This window comes from Clostridium sp. OS1-26 (assembly GCF_030915445.1).
GTDB lineage: Bacteria > Bacillota > Clostridia > Clostridiales > Clostridiaceae > Clostridium_AM.
Genome location: NZ_CP133264.1, coordinates 4,813,579 through 4,832,233 on the forward strand (window position 1 = coordinate 4,813,579; position 18,655 = coordinate 4,832,233).

Below are 18,655 nucleotides of genomic sequence, written 5' to 3' on the forward strand. Positions count from 1 at the left end.
AGTAAGTAGTTAACTGTTTTATGCTTGTAACATTTGCATAAAGTCTAAGGGTATTATAACATATATGTTTCTTCAATATTAACTTTTAAGATTAATAAAAGCTCGCCAAAATACTCTTTTAACGCATCTTTTGAATATACTTCTTCTTTTAGCCTTCTACTAATTAAACCAAGAGTATTTGCCTCCGATATTATAGAAAATAAATTCATTTTGACATTTGAGAATGATATAAAATGATTGTAACCGTATGATTTGGCAAACATATATTATACCAACAGAAAGGTAATTCTTTTTGAACAAAAGAGTTATCAGATAAAGTTATATCTTCTTTTGCTGCAAAATATGAACAAGCCTAGTACAAATATAACAGAGCTATAGACGAATATCCTTTCATAATTTTATAGAAAAGGAGATTATAGATATGATAAAACCATTAGATCCAAGCTCTATTCCTAAATATGTAAATCAATTGTTTATTCCTCCAGTATATAAGCCTGTAATTGTAAAAGATCCGGTTACAGGTGAGGAGATAAGCTATAATTATACTATTAGTATGACTCAATTTAAGCAGCAGATACTTCCGCCTACATTCCCTAAAACAACTGTGTGGGGTTATGAAGGTAATGTTGAGGATCCAAATACAGGTAAAGCTTATTGCTGCCGTAGTTCACCAGGACCTACTTTTAAAGCAGTTCGAGGAATTCCAAGTAATGTACAGTGGGTAAATAATATCACTGAACCAAATCCCTTTGCAGTGGACCCAACCATACATTGGGCGAATCCAAATGATATGCCAACGCCAACACTGCCATTTTTACCTTTTCCACGAGGATATCTTTTAGCACAGAGTCCAGTTCCTCTTGTTACGCACTTACATGGCGGAGAGGTTCAATCTGATTCTGATGGTGGTCCGAATACTTGGTTTACGGCTGGGGAGGAAAAAACGGGGCCAGAATTTTCAAAGACTCGTTATACCTATCCCAACAAACAAGAACCAACTACACTTTGGTATCATGACCATGCACTGGGAACTACACGTCTCAATGTTTATGCTGGTCTTGCCGGATTTTATTTAATAGAAGATCCAAACAATAAAATATCTCCGCTTCTTCCAAGCGGCCCATATGAAATTCCAATTGTAATTCAAGATCGCTCATTCAATGAAGATGGTTCATTACTATTTCCAAGCAATGGTGTAGATCCTAATGTTCATCCTTATTGGAGACCAGCCTTTGTAGGTAATACTATTATGGTCAATGGAAGAGCATGGCCCAATTTAAATGTAGAGCGTAGACAGTACAGATTTAGAATTCTAAACGGATCGAATAACAGAACCTACAATTTAAAGCTTTCAAACAATCAGGAATTTATTCAAATTGGTTCTGATGGAGGCTTCCTTCCTTTCCCAGTAACGTTAACTGAACTATTACTCTCATCGGGAGAGCGTGCCGACATTTTGATAGATTTTTCTATGTTACAGCCTGAAACAACTATTATTCTCAATAATAATGCTAATGATCCTTATCCTAATGGTAAGGCGCCTGATAAAGATACTGTAGGACAAATTATGCAGTTTACTGTTCTTGGTACACCTGTGGTTCCGCCAACTAAGCTTCCGGCTGAATTGAATAAAATTCCTATCTTGGTCCCAGACGTACCAAAGAAAATCTTAACTCTAAATGTGGTTGGGGGAGCAACCGCTCCAACTGAATTACTATTAGATGGGCAGATGTGGGATGCTCCAGTTTCAGAATTGCCTATTGTTGGATCAACAGTAGAATGGGAAATTGTTAACCTTACAAATGGTGCTCATCCTATCCACGTACACTTAATACAATTTCAAATTGAAAATCGTCAAAACTTTGATAATACAAAATACAGCCAAGAATGGATTAAGCTTAATGGGGAGCCACCTCTGCAGCATCCAACAATTTCACTGTCTGTAGAACCTTTCCTAACAGGTAATCCAATTGACCCTGCTTTGAATGAACGTGGATGGAAAGATACTGTCATCGCACTCCCAGGAAAAGTTACTAGACTTAAACTTCGATTTGCACCTCAAGATGCAAATCCTAAAATAGTTAAACCAGGAGTTAATTTATTTCCATTTGATCCTACTTCAGGTCCTGGATATGTGTGGCATTGTCATATCTTAGATCATGAAGATAATGAAATGATGAGACCACTTAAAGTTACCTCTTCCCCTAACCCTGTAGCCAACCCTCAGACTTGTTCTCAGGTTATAGTGGAAGGAAGTACCCAATTGGTTCCTCCTGCACTGAAAGATGCTCCTATTATTCATAGTAATACTGTTTATGCAAATGTTGAAGATGTGTGCCCTGAGAATGTTGTTATCAGCGGCTTTATCCGTAGAACTATCAGCTATACAGCTGCTTTAGATAATGGATTTGAAGAGAAAAAAGAAATTATAGATGATATTCCTTTCCAATGTTTAATCTACCGTGAAGATGCTAATGAAGGCGATGAGTTTACTATTACTGGCGTAACCATATTATGTGAAGTTTTTGCTCATACCAGAAATTTTGGAACACAGCCTCTTACTGGTAATCCATTGGCTTATAATTTTGTAGAAAAGGATATTATAAAAGTTTGTATCAGAAAAAATTAAAATTATGAATAAATTCAATTTACTGGAGCTAGAGTCTGGAATAATCTATTCATGCAGTACTTCTGCCTGCTGCAATTCCCAGGCTCTTATCTCTCCGTGATATACAGTATTTATTACAAGAAACATAAGGTATTACATAATAAAAAGACCGATAGATAAACTACCGGCCCTTATATTTAGGGGAATCACAAAATATACTCACATATTAGATTATACCCACATTAAACTAAATTAAACACTTTATATGATAGAAAGTTATAATTTAATAAAACTACATATCGTGATTACTTTTCTAATACACTTGTATCTTCATATTTCATTAAATAATAAGGTTCGTTTTCTATAACTTCTTCCTCGATTGTCCACCCTTGAGATAAATAAAAATTTGAAGCATTTACATTTGCTCTTACGCACTTTAATGTTAATGGTAATCCAACTTCTTTTACAGACTGATCTATCAATGCTTTGCCTATTCCACGCCTTTTAAAATTTGATGAAACAAATAAATTGTGAATAAATTTATCTTCTTCCCAAATTGAAACAAACCCAGCAATGTCATTGCCTATTTTTGCTGTTAATATTAACTCCCCTTCCGTGCTACTATCAAAATCTTCTAGCTTTATACTGTCATATTCCATCCAATTAAAATTTTCCTGTCTTGTTTTTAAAAAAATCTTGCGCAGCTCATCATAGTCCTCTTTTTGAGCCTTTTGTATAGAGATATTATTTTTACTCATTATATCTCCTCCTCTCATGATATGAAGTGGAAACTTGAATCAGATGGGGTTTCAAAACCCCACCTGATTCTTAGTTGAACGAATCCAGGGACGTAGCCGCTATTTACTCCCTCTTTGAGAAAAGCAGATATCCCAAATCTGTGATTTGGTGATAGTCGCTTTCACAGAGTGCGAGGGAGTATTAGAGCGGGTAGTCATCGGATAAAACATTTTACAATACATAACGAACATGGCCTTATGTATTAATATAATTATACAAGCTATCGTAGCATAAATAAAGGATTTTATGTAAAATTATATACCTGCTCCTAAGCTCCTTGCCATTGTTGAGTATTGGCTATTTTCTACATCTTTTCTGGTATTTGCTCCTAAAGCGAGGACCATACCGCCTTCTTGCCAGTGAAGATAATTACATATAGCATGAAAATTTGCTTTCAAAGTATCCATTGCCCAATCATCCTTATCATTGCCAGCAGCAATTAAAAAAAGCTTTTTTGATGTCTCATGTAATATAGGATTAACAGAAAAAAATCGGTCAATAGCACCCTTGAGTTGTGCTGTTATACCAAAATAGTAGAGTGGTGTTACTAAAACAACTGCATCAGCTGTCAATAGATGTGGATAAATTTTTGACATATCATCATCATATACACATCTTCCTTCGTTCTTGCGACAGTGATAGCAACCTATACATGGATGAATATCTAATTTAGCTGTTTCAAAACGAACTACTTCATGACCTACTTCCTTTGCACCAATACAAAACTCATCAGCAAGGAATGCTGTAGTTCCCTGTGAATGTGGACTTCCTGTTAAAACCAATACCTTCATTTCAATACCTCCTAATGTGTATATAATTTTATTTAGCAATTTCTTAAAACTCTGACTTAACTCAATTATACGAAACAACAGACACCCCTATATATTAATCTCTATCTCAGTAACAGTTATAATACAGACTTTTTTAATCATTTAATGACAATTCAGATTTAAATATTATAACAGCATTTCCAGAGACTTTAACTTCTACAGGCTCTTCATTTTCTATCTTTACTTCAACTTCAATAACACCTGGTCGCTTTATAGCTTCACCCTGCTTAGCCTTGAATTTAAATAAAGAATTATTGTGCTTAATAAGATTATGATGAACAAGGTATGCACATAAAGGACCATTTGCATTGCCAGTTACAGGATCTTCATTAATGCCTATTGCAGGTGCAAACATTCTGCCATGTATTAAAATATCACTATCTTGTGAATTAACCGTAAAAACATAATATCCATTACATTTAATAACCTTACTCAGCTTAGAGAGTCTGCCAAAATCCGGCTGTATTGTGTTTAAAGTTTCATTGCTTTTTATACCAACCATAACTTTAGAATGACCTGTTGAAACAATCTGTATTTCATAGTCTTCCAATAAATCACTCTTTGTTATATTAAGTGCTGCTAGAAGTTCTTTTTTATTTACGCCATCAATAATAGTACCAAACTCAATTTTCCCCTGGGTCATAACAATTTTATAATCCCCATTTTCTTTTACTATATCAACTGGCAAAATTCCAGCACCTGTTTTATGATAAACTTTTGAAGTATCGAGTCCATTTTCAATAGCACGTGCATAATGGGCAGCAATAGTAGCATGTCCACAGATTGGTACTTCACTTGTTGGAGTGAAAAAACGTGTATGAACATCATATTCATGGCTATTTGAAGAGAAAATAAAGGCTGTCTCAGAATTATTAAGTTCCCTAGCTATTTTCTGCATTTCATAATCAGTTAATCCATCTGCATTTGTTATTACTCCTGCTGGATTTCCTGTGAATTTTTCCTTTGTAAATGAATCAATTTGGTATAAATTATATTTTCTTGTCATGATTTTCCCCCTCTAAAGATGTTATAAACTTATAGATTAGAATTCATTTTTTTAATTCGAGGAAATTAATATCCATTTATTATATAATTAATTATAGTCTTATTGGAATATACATACCAGTACGCACTTTTTACTTAGATACTTACTCTTTGGAAAGTGGAGTAAAAGTTGTATTTAGAAGTTCCATAAGCTTACACAGTTCTATTATAGTATTTTCAAGATCTTCTAAATAAGTAAAACATATTCTAAGATGATTGAATTCCACTTCATTAGGATAACATACAGTTCCAGGTAAAAAGAAAATATTCTTTGTTGTTATACAGTGATACAATAGTTTCTCTACATTGAAACTTTCAGGAAGAGTAATCCAAATATTTATTCCGCCTTCAGGTATAGTCCATTTTGTTCCTGAAGGTGCATAATTCTTTAATAAATTAATTACTCTATCACGTCTTTTTAACAATTCTTTATTTAGATTTTCTATATAATATGTGACTTTATTTGACTGAATAAAGTCTAAAATTGTCTTTTGACTTAGCATAGATGTTCCAAGATCATGATTAGCTTTAGCGGTTATAAGTCTTGAAAGTATTGATCCCTCTGATACAATAGCTGCTAATCTGTATGCAGGTCCAAGGATTTTACTAAGCCCTTTTATATAAATTACATGTCCATCAGTATCAATAGATTTTATTGACCTAACTTTTTCTTTTTTATATGAAATTTCACTCCAAGGATCATCCTCAACTATAATACTGTTGTTATATTTAGCTATATCAAGAAGTTCTCTCTTTCGTTTAAGACTCATACTATATCCAGTTGGGTTATGAAAATTTGGCATAGTATAAATAATTTTCGGTGAGTAATTATCACATAAGTTCATTAATATATCAGTTCTCATACCTTCATTGTCAACAGGTACAGTTAAAATTACTGCTCCTCTACTTTTAAATAGATCTATAGCACCGGGATAAGTAGGAGCTTCCATAACTACTATGTCCCCAGGTCCAATAAATGTACCTGATATAAGACTTATTCCTTGCTGAGAACCAGTAGTAATTAAAATGTTTTCAGCTGTAGTAATTATTTCTTTTGATTTTAAGTATTCACTTAATACACTTCTAAATTCATAATCACCCTGAACTGGAGGATATTGAGCAAGAAACTTAAGATTATTTTGGTTTAAATTTAATGAGTCTCTCAAAATTGCTGCTGTAGGTAATAGTTTATAATTTAGTGATGCAATTGACAGGTTACGGCAATCATTTGCATAGGTTAAATTAGAAGAATATTTAAATTGAGATCTAGATAAATAGTCAGGAATAGCCATTTGCCATTGAAAATCATTTTGCTTTGATAAATTACTAAGCTTCTCAATATTAGTTCTTTGATTAACATAGGTTCCTTTACCTTGTATTGTGGTTGTCAAGCCATTTTCCTCTAGCTCATTATAAACTTTAATTATAGTCATTGGACTAACATTTAATTCTTTTGACAAGCTTCTAATGGAAGGTAATTGCTCACCATCTTTTATAAGTCCAGATAAAATTCTATCTGAAAAAAAATTAAATAATTGCTTAGCTATAGTGATTACGCCATTTCTATCAATCTTAATGTTCATAGGAAATTCCTCCAAATATGTTATACACAGTTATACTATAGTTTTTATTGAAAGTGATAGAATATATTATATCTAAACTCAATTTCAAATACTAGAATAATTACAATTTACAATGAGCTTACAGAAAAAGAACTGTTACACTAACTATTTGACTGTTACACATATAACTGTTTTATAATTATGCTATAAGTTATTTTAAAATATTTGAAGGAGTGATTGTATGAAAAAATTTAGAAATCCTGAAAATGTACATGGACCTGTTGCAGCTTATACACATCAAATAGAGGTTTCTGGTCAGAATCGTTGGTTGGTTATGTCAGGACAGCTTGGAAAAGACGAGAATGGAGTTCTTCCAGATGATCCGATAGAGCAATTAGAAATTGCTATGGATAATATTATTCGAAACTTACATGCAGCTAATATGGATGTTACGGATTTGGTGAAAATAGTATTTTATATGGTCGGAAACCTTGACAATGCGAAGCGACGTGAAGCTATTTCAAAAATACTAAAAGATCATAACCCTTGCATGACAATGCTATATGTAGTCTCTTTAGCTGATCCATCATTTAAAGTGGAAATTGACGCATGGGCATGTTCTGATAATTAACTCGGATATAATAATAGGAAATACTTGTATATTAAAGGCGAACTGTTGATTGAGTATTTATATACTATGCGAAAGGGATGATAAAATGACAAAAGTAACAATGTGTCAAAGTTGTGGTTTACCGTTTAACGAAGAACATGCACATTTCATAGCAACAGAACCAGACGGAAGTAGAAGCATTTACTGCACAAATTGCTATAAAGACGGAAAATTTATTGACCCCAATATATCTATGGGAGAAATGATTGAGAAAATTGTACCTGTTTTGGGAAAAGCAATAGGCGAAGATGAAGCAAGAAAAGAACTGACAACTTTATTTCCAACTCTCAAGCGTTGGAAATAAGCATATAAATACCATTAAGAACATGATAAAACAGCATTAATATATGTGAATATTAATGCTGTTTTTGCGTTATTGCTTATGAGATTTTTTTGTTTTGCACCTCAAAACGGAAACCGTTTTTTAAAATTTGACCTCTTTTTGATGGATTTTATAGATTATTGAATTTAATCAAGAGGACTGCGATAACCATAGTCAACCCCAATAGTCAACGTGCCTTTGAGAAATCCCTCTCCCATTTTAGTAAACTTAGGCCACCCTCCTTGGACGCCGTGAGAATGTCTAAGAACGATATCATTTTCGTTTGTATATGAACTGAATCGTCTTAAATTGTATGGTGGCAAGGAATGAATTATGTTTGTTAACCCCTGAGGAAAAAATAGCTGAGTTGTAAGGAGTTATTTAGAATCATCAAGTATTTTCACATGAAATGGAAGGGACCTTCATCATCGGAACTGGTAAGTACACATTTATCTGTATGCTCGAAACTATAGCTTAAAGTACAAAATTTGTTGTACTGCTATGTCAGAATATTTTCATTAATCCACTGACAACAAGCATACCTTTCATCTTGAAACATTGATAAGATTCTCCTTCGGGTTTCATGATTATATACCATTATATGGATCTATCCTGAGGAAGGTGTAGGTTCAAGTGATGAGAGTTCAAAATTAACCTTATCAAATATAAATATTAGTCATGCAACAGACTTTATATTTTATCACAATATCTTTGAAATGCGACGTAAAAACTCCGTGAAATATATACACCGTTTTATTATATTAGTTTTGCTATTTTTTTTATTAGTACACTCTTATCCTTATTAACATAATATATATTGCAAATATTAAGCGTAACTAAAGAATAGAGGAGATGTTTGTATGAACTGTTGTAAGAAACCAGAGCTAACTGGACGTATAGTTTTACCAGGAGACCCGCAATACAACGCAGATCGCCAGGATTTTAATAGCTTCTTTAACAAGTTCCCTTTGGTAATTGTCTACGCTCAGGAAACGCAGGACGTAGTCAACGCCGTGCAATGGGCCCGTTATAGGGACGTACCAATCCGCATTCGTTCCGGTGGTCACAACTATGAAGCATTATCGGTCCTCGACGCAGGCATAGTAATTGACGTCAGTGAGATGAAAAAGGTTCTGAATGTGAACCATAAATGCAACACTGTCACGATACAGACTGGTCTACGGAACATGGAATTATACAATACACTTTGGTCAGAAGGTTTGGTAGTGCCAAGTGGTGTATGTCCAACTCCCGGCGTAGGCGGAGTTACTTTAGGTGGCGGCCACAGTATTTTATCACGACCTTGGGGGCTGACACTAGACAATCTATTGGAACTTGAGATGGTGGATGCTGACGGTCGTGTGATACACGCTAGTGCTAACCATAATCCTGATTTGTTTTGGGCCTATCGCGGAGGTGGAGGCGGAAACTTTGGTATCTGCACCTCTTTTCGTTTTCGGACACACCATATTGATACAGTAGGTTTTGCCGAAATCAGCTGGGATCTACAGGACCTAGAGCCGGTATTACGAATCTGGCAGAAATATACTACTCCTTGTGCTGACGAAAAGTTTACTCCTATTCTTTTAGTATCCTCGGGGCAGCAGTCTTCAATATTAATGCAGGGAGTCTTCCTCGGTTCTGCTAATGAGTTGAGTCAATTGTTACAGCCTTTGCTTCGAGCTGGTTCACCACAGAATATTACTATTGAAGATCTGCCTTGGATAGAGGCTGCTACTCGAATAGCTGCAACTCAACCAGCGACTCCACTGCCTTTCAAGAGTGTGGGTCCATATCTTTACAACTTGCTGCCAGATAAGGGGATTGCTACAATAAGGCATTTTATTAATGAACCACCAACTTCTCCAGTCACTTTATACTTCCACGGTCTTGGCGGGGCAGTTGCCAGAGTATCAAGCAAAGCTACAGCTTATTTTTGGCGTAGAGCTCTGTCAAATTTATCAATCTTTGCTACTTGGGACAAAGAGGAAGATGCTGCACTGGGTATTCGCTGGGTAGAGGATTTCCGCCGAGCTATGCTTCCATTTACCCGAGGTGTTTATGTTAATACCCAGGACCTATCAATCGAGAACTGGCCTGAGGAATACTACGGTAGCAACTTCCACCGATTGATTCAGGTGAAAGCCAAATACGACCCGCAGAATATCTTCAGATTCCCTCAGAGCATTCCGCCGTCCACTGAATGTTGCAAAAAATAATATAAAGAAAAATTATATATTAAGCATTAAGAATGACGTTAATTATTGGTAAATACTGGCTTATAGCAGTTTTGCTATGGGCCTTCTTGATATTTTAATTTTGAATGTATTGTTTTATATAATATAATCAAAAAACGATATATTCGTAATATTGTACAACTATGATCTAATTGATGTAGAATTATACCATTTACTCCATAAACTTTCATAGTTATATAGGAAAAATAAGAGTTTTTAGACACCGCATTATTCATTTATCAAAGAGCATCGTTTGCATTTCCATTTTTAATAGTTACGTCGTATTTTTTCACTATTCGTCACAAAACTAGGGAATATCATCTGTTCTAATCTGAAGTATAAATTACAATTTTGACGTAACTCAATTATATAAAATACTGAATATCTTCCTTTTTTAAAATTATGCTTTTAGTTCATCATAAAAACTAGCCCATAGACTTATTAAAGTCTTGCCTATATCCTCACTGTTTCCCCTAAAGCTGCTCTGCATCTCAACACCGCTGGAAGAGGTTATGAACATGTTTGCTATTTGTTCATAACTCATAGAGGAATTAATTTCGCCTTTTTCTCTTGCGGTGTGAATAATATTCTTCCAACTACTTAGTTGAACCTCTTTAGACTTTTGCAATCTTTCCTGAAAATCCGGAAAAAGCTTTATGGCATCAAAAATTAGAGAAATATAATTAAAACTTGGTACACTGCCTTCCTCATTTTGTTGCTTTAAATTTTCTGCATAATAATTAATATAATCAATGTAAAAATGATAAAGGGAGTCTTTACTAAATTGGTCATAGGGAACGTCTAAAACAGAAGAAAACGCATCATTGACCAATTCGAGAAAAAGTTGCTCTTTACTTGTAAAATAGTGATAAAAAGCACCTTTGGACAGCCCTGTCTTTTCTACAATCTCTTTAAGAGTAACTTCTTTAAAACTCTTTTGTAGAAAAAGTTTAAAGGTAACATCCAAAATATGTTCTCTTGTATTTTTCACACTGTTCCACCTTTCCTCTGAATTTTTTCGATTTGGTAAGAGGCATCATCTTAATCAACTAGCACTTTATGTTACTTTTCTGAAACGTGCAACAAGGAGCATCCCAGTTCGTTGTTTGTGCAAAACTTAGACTTTGAGCGAGCCACGGAATCCCCTGGCTCCATAGTAAGATTCCGTACGTGCCCAATTAAGGCATACGGCTCTTCATATTATTTACACAACCTTGCTCAGCCGCACCGGTTCTCCGTGTTAGTTATACCAGAGACTTTTCAAATTGTGCATATAATCGCCCAGGCTGGATTAACTAAAAGAAGAACCCCCATCATCTGAGGATTCTCCTTCTTTATTCTACGCTTGGATTAAGTATTTATAATAGTTTTCCAAGCTCCGTGTTCTTTAGCAATTCACCTAACGGTATATTTTTTAATGGAAGTTTATCAATGCCAAGGCAGGTCTTTGCTGCATTAATTAATACACGAATATCATACTGACTTGGATATACTGGATCAACTTCTTTTTCAAGATCTAGCAGTCCGTATACAGCCATCATCGCACTTCTTACAGAATATTCTACTGTGAATACACAGTCTTCAGGAATTTCTGCAAACTGTCCTAAGAAACCAAAATTCTTGCTTCCTGCTGGAATTACATTAGGTCTGTCCCCTGCAACACGAGGCATAAAATGTGAAGTAATGTAAGGCATCATGCTAGGGATTACATTGACTGTATGTGCTAGAATCTCAGGAATTCTGTCTTTTAAGCCCATATGATAAAGCAGCTCTTCAAACATTTCACGTCCTGTACATTCTGAGAAAGTCTTTTTAATATAGTCCCCTGGAACGTCCATATTCAATGCATATGCCCAAAGTACCTTTACATTATTCGGTTGACCTATAAAGTGTGGATGCTTTGGAACAACCCAACTCATAAACCAGCTTGAATCTTTTATTGTAACAAGTCCACCCATACCAGGCTTATCCCCTGTAAGCTTTAGGATATATGGGAATACAATATCATCATCCTTTAAGGTTATAGTAAAGGACATCCATTTTGTCTTATCAATATCACTGCAGAATTTTTCTGGATGACCAAAGTCTGGTGACTTCTTCGCCATTTTTTCCCATACGCTGAAACAGCCTTTATCCTCAGATCTATTTAAAATTGCAGCATGGTCAAGATCACCTTTTGTTGTATTCTCAGTCATGGAACCATTAGTAAATAATACTATATCATCGTTCTTTACATTAATGAGTTCATTCTTACCATCTTTAATATAGTGGATTGCTGTAGCTACTTTTTCATTATTTGAAAGATCAAAATCTATATCTGTAACCTTACATCCGGTTTCGAAGCATACATCATGCTCCTTAAGCCATGTAATAAGAGGAAGTATTAAAGAATCATATTGATTGTATTCAGTATGAAGAATACCTTGTAATTTATTCATACCACCAATTAAATGCATGAATCTTTCCATATAACGCTTAACTTCAACTACACTATGCCACTTTTCAAAAGCAAACATTGTTGCCCAGAAGTACCAGAAGTTTGTTTCGAAGAAGCTAGGTTCAAAATATTCTCCTATTGTAGTTGCTCCAAGTGCTTCTTCAGTCATCATATGAAGTTTTGCAAGTTCCATTGCATTCTTCTTTGATAATCCAAGGCTTGAGAAATCAGCCTTTTCTCCTTGGTTTTGTACTAATCTGCAATGAGATTCAATAGGCTCTTCTATATTAAGCTGACGGAATTCATCTAATACGCTTTTATTTTTATCATTCAAAGATGGGATGAAACTGTAAAGTTCCATAAAGCATTCAAAATGCTCTTCGATCTCTCTTCCGCCTCTTGCAGTATAACCTTTTTCCGCCATTCCTGCACCATCCATAGAGCCACCGAAAACTTCAAGTTGTTCAATTACGTGAATGTTTCTTCCTGGCATATGTCCGTCTCTTATTAAAAATGCTGCAGCAGCTAGTGAACCTATTCCCCCACCAATCAAATATGCTTTTCTTGTTTCAATATTCTTTGGTACAGCTGGATTGATTCTTTGATAATTATTCATATGAAATCCTTCCTTTCCTATAGTAAGGGATAGCCGAAGAATAACTTTTAAGCATCCCTAAATGATTTGACGTTGTCTGATATACTTATAATATTACTTATTTTAAGAACATTATTCAAATAACAAAAAAGCATCTGTGAAAAAATTTCACAGATGCAATAAAGTGTGTAAATTATAGAGGCACATCACGTATTATATATAGCTGAAGTTGTTTTTCTATCATTAACTTTCATAATTCTCAGTATGGTGCCACCCAGCATTCTTTCAACTCTGTCGGCAATATCTTCTTTCTTTTCTTTAAGACCAGTGCTCAGCCATTCCAAAAACTGTCCGGTTATTGCGTAAGAAAAAAATACTGCTGTTTCCTTCTTTATTTTTTCATCAACATCCATCTCTCTTGTTATATCCTTTATAACCCCTTCTAATACTTTAGTAAATGTCTTGCACAAAAACATCTCAAGATGTTCACGACCTAAAGATTTAGTTGTATTAATACAGATGGTTTTATTATCTATTGTATATTGGAGAACAAGAAAGAGCCCGGTCTTCCAGTTATTTAAGCTGCAGCATTGATCAAGCTCCTCAATAACTTCGTTCTCAAATATCCATCTGAGTAAATCATAAACATCATGAAAATGATTGTAAAAGGTATGTCTTGTAACTCCACATGTATCTGTGACCATCTTTACTGTTATTTTATTTATTGGAGTTTGTTTCATCAATTGCTTCAGAGAAAGAGCTAATGCATTTTTTGTAACATGTGATGTAGACATAGAATCAATCATTCCTTTCTTCGTGTTCAATGTACAAAGCTTGTAGAAGCTGTACTTTAAATGTGATAATCAAAAACCATACTACAATTACATAACGTTTAAACCTTAACCTTCAATAATTATTTCATTTGTAATGCCAATTCTATATATCCACACTCCCAACCCGCGGTACATTAAGCTTGCGAATCTGGCGTCTAGCATAGAGGAAAATGCCTACCTGTCCGATTCCCGCCAGCGCCCAAGTGACCGGGTAGCAGGCAAAAAGCATAACCTCTGTAGGATACCAGGTAAAAATTGTAGCCAGCCAAAGAATTCGCATAAGACAGGCACCTACTAGTGTGGAAATCATAGGCGATATAGAATAGCCCATGGCACGGGTCAGCCCTGGATATACGTTCATCATACCGCAGGTGAAGAATGCAACCATCATAATATTAATACGCAGCATGCCAAGCTTAATGACCTCTGAGTCGGAGGTGAAGATACCAAGCAGTTGCTTTTCAAAAATCACTGTCGCACCACCTAGGAGAATCCATGTGGCAAAGATTAATACTGTGCACACTTTTGCAATGGTGTCAATTCGATCATATTTCTTTGCCCCCATGTTCTGTCCAGTAAAAGAAATTGCTGCATTATAATAGGCATTCATTGTGGTGCCGATATAGTTTTCAACATTGCTTGCAGCTGCACTAGCGGCCACCATGGTGGATCCGAAGGAATTAACTGCTGACTGGATCAGCACATTGGAAATGGAGAACAATAATCCCTGCATTCCTGCTGGCAAACCAATCTTCACAATGTCCTTTAGCTTATGTTTATCAATACACATTTTACGTGGTATGAAACGTATAGCTCCCTCACATCTGTATAGACACATCATAATAAGCAGCACCGAGATATACTCAGAAATGACTGTGGCAGATGCCACGCCAGCTACTCCCATATGTAGTACAATTACAAAAAAAGATTAAATATAACGTGTAATGTACCGGCAATAATAAGATAGTACATTGGACGACGGCTATCACCTGTAGCACGCAAAATAGCTGCTGCAAAATTGTATACCATGTTAGCAGGCGTACTGATAAAGTAGATTTTCATATATACTACGGACAATCCGATAATATCCTCTGGGGTTCCCATCATCTTCAGCAAAGGCTTACAAAGTATGATGCCTATCACCATGACAATCAATCCACCAATAATGCTGATGGCAATAGATGTATGAACAGATCGACTTACAGCATCTGGCCGATCTGCACCACAATCCCGAGCCACAACGACGGTGGTACCTACGGATAAACCCATAAATAAGGTTATAATAAGATTAATGAGTGAAGCTGTGGCCCCCACTGCAGCCAATGCCTTGCTGCCTGAAAAATGCCCTACTACCACCATATCAGCAGTATTAAACAACAGTTGCAAGATATACATTGCCATAATGGGCAACGCAAAGATAAATATCTTTTTGAACAACGGGCCATTGCACATATCTATGTTACGATTTTGAGAACTCATGATGACATTCGCTTCCTTTACATTCATTGTTTTGAGCTAAATTTGTTTATCAAATGGATATACCTCGTATATAAAATGATCTCCTAATTTTCTCTTGTTTATTTTAATACAAGCTATTTGATAATACAATACCTGAACTAAATCATCCTATGTTTCTAATCTTTTGGTACATACTTCATTGTTTAATCAAATATCTTTATTTGTCATATAAAAATGCACCAGCATTTGCTGGTGCTAATAAAATAAAAATTTTAAAACATTTTTAAAAATGGTTAACCTACTCCTAATTCTGTATACGAGGTGTAAATCCAGTTATAATTAATGTTGACCATTCACTATCTTCATTATCAATCCACTGGCATTCCACATCTAAATATTTAAGCCATGCATTAAGTCCATAACTTTTCTTACTTACGTTAGGAGATTTTCTACCATGCTGTTCTTTTATAGCCTCTAGCAATTTAATTTGCTCATCCTTACCTAACTCTTTATTTACTAATTCTAGTACTACTTCTAGACATTCTGTATATGCTCTTCCATCCCCAAGATAAATTTCATCTGAATAAATTTGTCTTTCCTTATTTAAAACATCAATAATTTCATTAATTTCTTCTTTATTAGATAAGTAATACTTTGCTCTTCTTAAAGCTTCAATGTCTCCATCTAATTTGTTTATCTTCTTCTCTAAACTTTCTTTTATCATAAACATACTCTCTTTTCATATTTTAATTAGTCTTCATTAAATACCTTAATGAAGACTAATTAATTATACCAGCAATAATATATTATTGCTATTTATATTTGTATTTAAATTTCATTATTATTTAGATATAGATTTTTATACACAAAGTTATATAATAAAATTCATTCAAATGATACCAGCTTATTTTTTTACTATCTTCACCACTGTCTCAACGTGCGTTTTGATAGAAAGATGATACTGATACGCAGAAATAGTTAGTTTAGACCCCCTAATACCCCCTAATACCCCCTTTGATATAGGGGGTGTTTTTGTATGTAGCCCTAATGAATGCTTAAATAATATTATATTTAAACATAAATGCCCAAATCCAGCTTGTAAGTATAATTGTAAATTAACCAGAATGTGTTTACCGTAATATATTTTAAAATTATCTTAAAAATATAATTGTTAATAATATTAGTTGACAGGTTACCAAACATATTTAAATAAGGGAAAAATACCCGTACTAGACGTAACATAATACCTAATCCGGCTATCTTATTATACCAATCTATTAATAATTTATATCTTACAGTTATATTGCAACCTCTATTTCAGTCAAATTCAATGCTTTTCCACCAACCTTGACCTCAATAATTTCTTCTCCTTGAGTTGTTAATGCTACAACTATTTCCGAAGGTTTTTTCATAGAGTACCCCTGCTCGACTACGATATTGCCAGCATCATCAGATTTCATTTTACCATATTTATAAAGATAACATGAAAGTGCACCATTGGATGTACCAGTTGCAGACTCCTCTGGAATTCCATATAAAGGTGCCAAATTTCTGCAGTGAGCATTGGAACCCTTTAATGATTCAAGGGTGAAAATATGATAACCAATGGTATTATATTTACTGCTAATATTTGATACTTTTTCAAAATCCGGCTTTATGGAATTTAGTATATTCAAATTTTTAACTGGTACAAGAATATCCCTAAGACCTGTGGATACAATTTGCACTGGTAGATCCTCCAACATTTCATCTATCGTAATGTTCAAGGAATCTGTGATTTCTTCCTTGCTTATTATTTCATAATAGCTTGGAGTATTTTGGTCCATCATAATTGACAAGTCTTCCTTAACTTCTACTTTTAAAACTCCCGCCTTTGTTTCTTGAGAATATTTTCCTGGCTTAATAAAGCCTTGGCTTGAAAGTGTATAGAACGTTGCTATCGTTGCATGACCACAAAGATCAACCTCTTCATTAGGTGTAAAGAATCTAACCTTGAAGTCTGCAAGGTCTGACTTCATGACAAAGGCAGTCTCACTAAAACCAATGATACCTGCAATTTTTTTCATGTCCTCTTCTGCTAGATGATCAGCATTAAGCACCACTCCAGCAGGGTTCCCTCCCTCAATGGATTTTGCAAATGAATTTAATGTATAAACTTTTAACTTCATAATATGATCCCTCCAAATTTTATATAGATTTTATATTTGCACGATTGTCCCAACATTCATTTCTTCTGCTTTTGATACAATATATTTTGAAACTGCAAGATCCTGCAAGGCTATGCCAGTGCTATCAAAAATCGTAATTTCCTCATCACTTGTGCGACACTTCGCATTTCCCAGTATGAATTGTCCGATTTCAGTCAAATTGTTTTTGTCGATTATACCAGTCCTTACAGCACTTTGTGTTTCTCCCACTGTGGATGCTTGAGTGATATCATCTACATATACGGTAGCTCCCTCAAAGATTTTTTCATCTATTTCCTGTTTTCCCTCCATGTCTGCTCCCACACAGCTGAAATGTATGCCTGGTTTAATCCATTCCCTCAAAATCAGTGGTTTTCGCGAAGGCGTTATGGTAATTACTGCATCGGTTTCTTCCAAAGCTTTCACTGGATTTTCTACAGCCACGAACTGAACTAACTCAATTCTTTGTTTCCAGCTTGCATTATTCCCATCGTTGATGTCATTTATAATTTTTCCAAGTTCTGTCTTTATTGAATCCTGAAATATTCTTGCGCTTTCATATTTTACAGGGTCATATATATATACCTTGTTGATTGTCTGAACTTGAGATAGTGTGGCTGCTATTTGAAAAATCGCCTGAACTCCTGTACCTGCAAGCAGTAGTGTTTTTGAACCTTGTTTTGCCAGGTGTTTCACTCCTACTGAACCTGCAGCTCCAGTGCGCATTCCTGTCAAATAGCTTGCGTTGATCATTGCCTTAGGAAATCCATTCTTCAAATCAAATAACATGGTCAGCCCGGTTATAGCTGGAAGTCCTTGTTTTCTATTGTCGCCAAACCATGAAACAAGTTTTAAGCCAAACACATCTTCTTCATTAAGCATCCCCGATTTAATATCCATTTCTGCCCTACCCTCAAAAATCACTTCAGATACCATGGAGAATAGTCTGGCCTGATTGTTTGTTTTCAACGCATAAGCTTTTTCTACACATGCTACTGTATTCTTGATATCAAGAATGCTTCTAACATCATTATCACTCAGAATCCTTATTGGTACCATAGTTATCATTCTCCTT

The 18,655-nt window shown here is 34.9% G+C and carries 17 protein-coding genes; 4 read left to right on the forward strand and 13 right to left on the reverse strand.

Annotated features, from left to right (window positions below):
* Positions 1-53 precede the first annotated feature (53 nt).
* Complete coding sequence (locus RCG18_RS23795) at positions 54-263, reverse strand: hypothetical protein (protein WP_308038470.1); 210 nt, start codon at positions 261-263, stop codon at positions 54-56.
* A gap of 158 nt (positions 264-421) precedes the next feature.
* Between RCG18_RS23795 and RCG18_RS23800 the strand changes: the two genes are divergently transcribed.
* Positions 422-2,629 carry a multicopper oxidase gene (locus tag RCG18_RS23800; protein ID WP_308038471.1) on the forward strand — a complete coding sequence of 736 codons (2,208 nt, stop codon included), beginning with the start codon at positions 422-424 and terminating at the stop codon, positions 2,627-2,629.
* 284 nt (positions 2,630-2,913) lie between these two features.
* Here RCG18_RS23800 and RCG18_RS23805 read toward each other — a convergent pair whose 3' ends face one another.
* The 4 genes from RCG18_RS23805 to RCG18_RS23820 all read right to left on the reverse strand — a co-directional run bounded on the left by RCG18_RS23805 (position 2,914) and on the right by RCG18_RS23820 (position 6,863).
* Positions 2,914-3,366: a GNAT family N-acetyltransferase gene (locus RCG18_RS23805; protein ID WP_308038472.1), complete on the reverse strand. Its 453-nt coding sequence runs from the start codon at positions 3,364-3,366 to the stop codon at positions 2,914-2,916.
* Between the two features lie 294 nt (positions 3,367-3,660).
* Positions 3,661-4,197 (reverse strand): flavodoxin family protein, encoded by a 537-nt coding sequence (locus RCG18_RS23810; protein ID WP_308038473.1) that lies wholly within the window; start codon positions 4,195-4,197, stop codon positions 3,661-3,663.
* Between the two features lie 133 nt (positions 4,198-4,330).
* Positions 4,331-5,242: a PhzF family isomerase gene (locus RCG18_RS23815; protein WP_308038474.1), complete on the reverse strand. Its 912-nt coding sequence runs from the start codon at positions 5,240-5,242 to the stop codon at positions 4,331-4,333.
* A 142-nt stretch (positions 5,243-5,384) separates the two neighbouring features.
* Complete coding sequence (locus RCG18_RS23820; protein ID WP_308038475.1) at positions 5,385-6,863, reverse strand: PLP-dependent aminotransferase family protein; 1,479 nt, start codon at positions 6,861-6,863, stop codon at positions 5,385-5,387.
* A 220-nt stretch (positions 6,864-7,083) separates the two neighbouring features.
* Here RCG18_RS23820 and RCG18_RS23825 point away from each other — a divergent pair, with 220 nt between their 5' ends.
* From RCG18_RS23825 to RCG18_RS23835, 3 genes are all read left to right on the forward strand, one after another.
* A complete protein-coding gene (locus RCG18_RS23825; RefSeq protein ID WP_308038476.1) occupies positions 7,084-7,473 on the forward strand; it encodes a RidA family protein in 390 nt (129 codons plus the stop codon).
* 85 nt (positions 7,474-7,558) lie between these two features.
* Positions 7,559-7,816 carry a zinc ribbon domain-containing protein gene (locus RCG18_RS23830; protein WP_308038477.1) on the forward strand — a complete coding sequence of 86 codons (258 nt, stop codon included), beginning with the start codon at positions 7,559-7,561 and terminating at the stop codon, positions 7,814-7,816.
* 878 nt (positions 7,817-8,694) lie between these two features.
* A complete protein-coding gene (locus RCG18_RS23835; RefSeq protein ID WP_308038478.1) occupies positions 8,695-10,053 on the forward strand; it encodes an FAD-binding oxidoreductase in 1,359 nt (452 codons plus the stop codon).
* A 418-nt stretch (positions 10,054-10,471) separates the two neighbouring features.
* Here the strand turns inward: RCG18_RS23835 and RCG18_RS23840 are convergent, their stop codons facing one another.
* The 8 genes from RCG18_RS23840 to RCG18_RS23875 all read right to left on the reverse strand — a co-directional run bounded on the left by RCG18_RS23840 (position 10,472) and on the right by RCG18_RS23875 (position 18,639).
* Positions 10,472-11,062 carry a TetR/AcrR family transcriptional regulator gene (locus RCG18_RS23840; protein ID WP_308038479.1) on the reverse strand — a complete coding sequence of 197 codons (591 nt, stop codon included), beginning with the start codon at positions 11,060-11,062 and terminating at the stop codon, positions 10,472-10,474.
* Positions 11,063-11,429: 367 nt separating this feature from the next.
* On the reverse strand, positions 11,430-13,124 hold the full coding sequence (locus tag RCG18_RS23845) for an oleate hydratase (protein ID WP_308038480.1): 1,695 nt from the start codon (positions 13,122-13,124) through the stop codon (positions 11,430-11,432).
* A gap of 185 nt (positions 13,125-13,309) precedes the next feature.
* Complete coding sequence (locus RCG18_RS23850) at positions 13,310-13,909, reverse strand: TetR-like C-terminal domain-containing protein (protein ID WP_308038482.1); 600 nt, start codon at positions 13,907-13,909, stop codon at positions 13,310-13,312.
* 130 nt (positions 13,910-14,039) lie between these two features.
* Positions 14,040-14,726: an MATE family efflux transporter gene (locus RCG18_RS23855; RefSeq protein WP_308038483.1), complete on the reverse strand. Its 687-nt coding sequence runs from the start codon at positions 14,724-14,726 to the stop codon at positions 14,040-14,042.
* Positions 14,727-14,851: 125 nt separating this feature from the next.
* Positions 14,852-15,442, reverse strand: coding sequence for an MATE family efflux transporter (locus tag RCG18_RS23860; protein WP_308038484.1), 591 nt, complete (start codon positions 15,440-15,442; stop codon positions 14,852-14,854).
* 256 nt (positions 15,443-15,698) lie between these two features.
* Positions 15,699-16,118, reverse strand: a complete 420-nt coding sequence (locus RCG18_RS23865; RefSeq protein WP_308038485.1) for a hypothetical protein — start codon at positions 16,116-16,118, stop codon at positions 15,699-15,701.
* A gap of 574 nt (positions 16,119-16,692) precedes the next feature.
* On the reverse strand, positions 16,693-17,562 hold the full coding sequence (locus RCG18_RS23870; protein WP_308038486.1) for a PhzF family phenazine biosynthesis protein: 870 nt from the start codon (positions 17,560-17,562) through the stop codon (positions 16,693-16,695).
* Between the two features lie 30 nt (positions 17,563-17,592).
* Positions 17,593-18,639: an ornithine cyclodeaminase family protein gene (locus RCG18_RS23875; RefSeq protein ID WP_308038487.1), complete on the reverse strand. Its 1,047-nt coding sequence runs from the start codon at positions 18,637-18,639 to the stop codon at positions 17,593-17,595.
* Positions 18,640-18,655 lie beyond the last annotated feature (16 nt).

Excerpts from the sequence above, each read along its gene's own strand:
- RCG18_RS23795 (WP_308038470.1), bottom strand. The coding sequence starts at position 263 with ATGTTTGCCAAATCATACGGTTACAATCATTTTATATCATTCTCAAAT.
- RCG18_RS23800 (WP_308038471.1), top strand. The coding sequence starts at position 422 with ATGATAAAACCATTAGATCCAAGCTCTATTCCTAAATATGTAAATCAA.
- RCG18_RS23805 (WP_308038472.1), bottom strand. The coding sequence starts at position 3,366 with ATGAGTAAAAATAATATCTCTATACAAAAGGCTCAAAAAGAGGACTAT.
- RCG18_RS23810 (WP_308038473.1), bottom strand. The coding sequence starts at position 4,197 with ATGAAGGTATTGGTTTTAACAGGAAGTCCACATTCACAGGGAACTACA.
- RCG18_RS23815 (WP_308038474.1), bottom strand. The coding sequence starts at position 5,242 with ATGACAAGAAAATATAATTTATACCAAATTGATTCATTTACAAAGGAA.
- RCG18_RS23820 (WP_308038475.1), bottom strand. The coding sequence starts at position 6,863 with ATGAACATTAAGATTGATAGAAATGGCGTAATCACTATAGCTAAGCAA.
- RCG18_RS23825 (WP_308038476.1), top strand. The coding sequence starts at position 7,084 with ATGAAAAAATTTAGAAATCCTGAAAATGTACATGGACCTGTTGCAGCT.
- RCG18_RS23830 (WP_308038477.1), top strand. The coding sequence starts at position 7,559 with ATGACAAAAGTAACAATGTGTCAAAGTTGTGGTTTACCGTTTAACGAA.
- RCG18_RS23835 (WP_308038478.1), top strand. The coding sequence starts at position 8,695 with ATGAACTGTTGTAAGAAACCAGAGCTAACTGGACGTATAGTTTTACCA.
- RCG18_RS23845 (WP_308038480.1), bottom strand. The coding sequence starts at position 13,124 with ATGAATAATTATCAAAGAATCAATCCAGCTGTACCAAAGAATATTGAA.
- RCG18_RS23850 (WP_308038482.1), bottom strand. The coding sequence starts at position 13,909 with ATGATTGATTCTATGTCTACATCACATGTTACAAAAAATGCATTAGCT.
- RCG18_RS23855 (WP_308038483.1), bottom strand. The coding sequence starts at position 14,726 with ATGTGTATTGATAAACATAAGCTAAAGGACATTGTGAAGATTGGTTTG.
- RCG18_RS23860 (WP_308038484.1), bottom strand. The coding sequence starts at position 15,442 with ATGAATGTAAAGGAAGCGAATGTCATCATGAGTTCTCAAAATCGTAAC.
- RCG18_RS23865 (WP_308038485.1), bottom strand. The coding sequence starts at position 16,118 with ATGATAAAAGAAAGTTTAGAGAAGAAGATAAACAAATTAGATGGAGAC.
- RCG18_RS23870 (WP_308038486.1), bottom strand. The coding sequence starts at position 17,562 with ATGAAGTTAAAAGTTTATACATTAAATTCATTTGCAAAATCCATTGAG.
- RCG18_RS23875 (WP_308038487.1), bottom strand. The coding sequence starts at position 18,639 with ATGGTACCAATAAGGATTCTGAGTGATAATGATGTTAGAAGCATTCTT.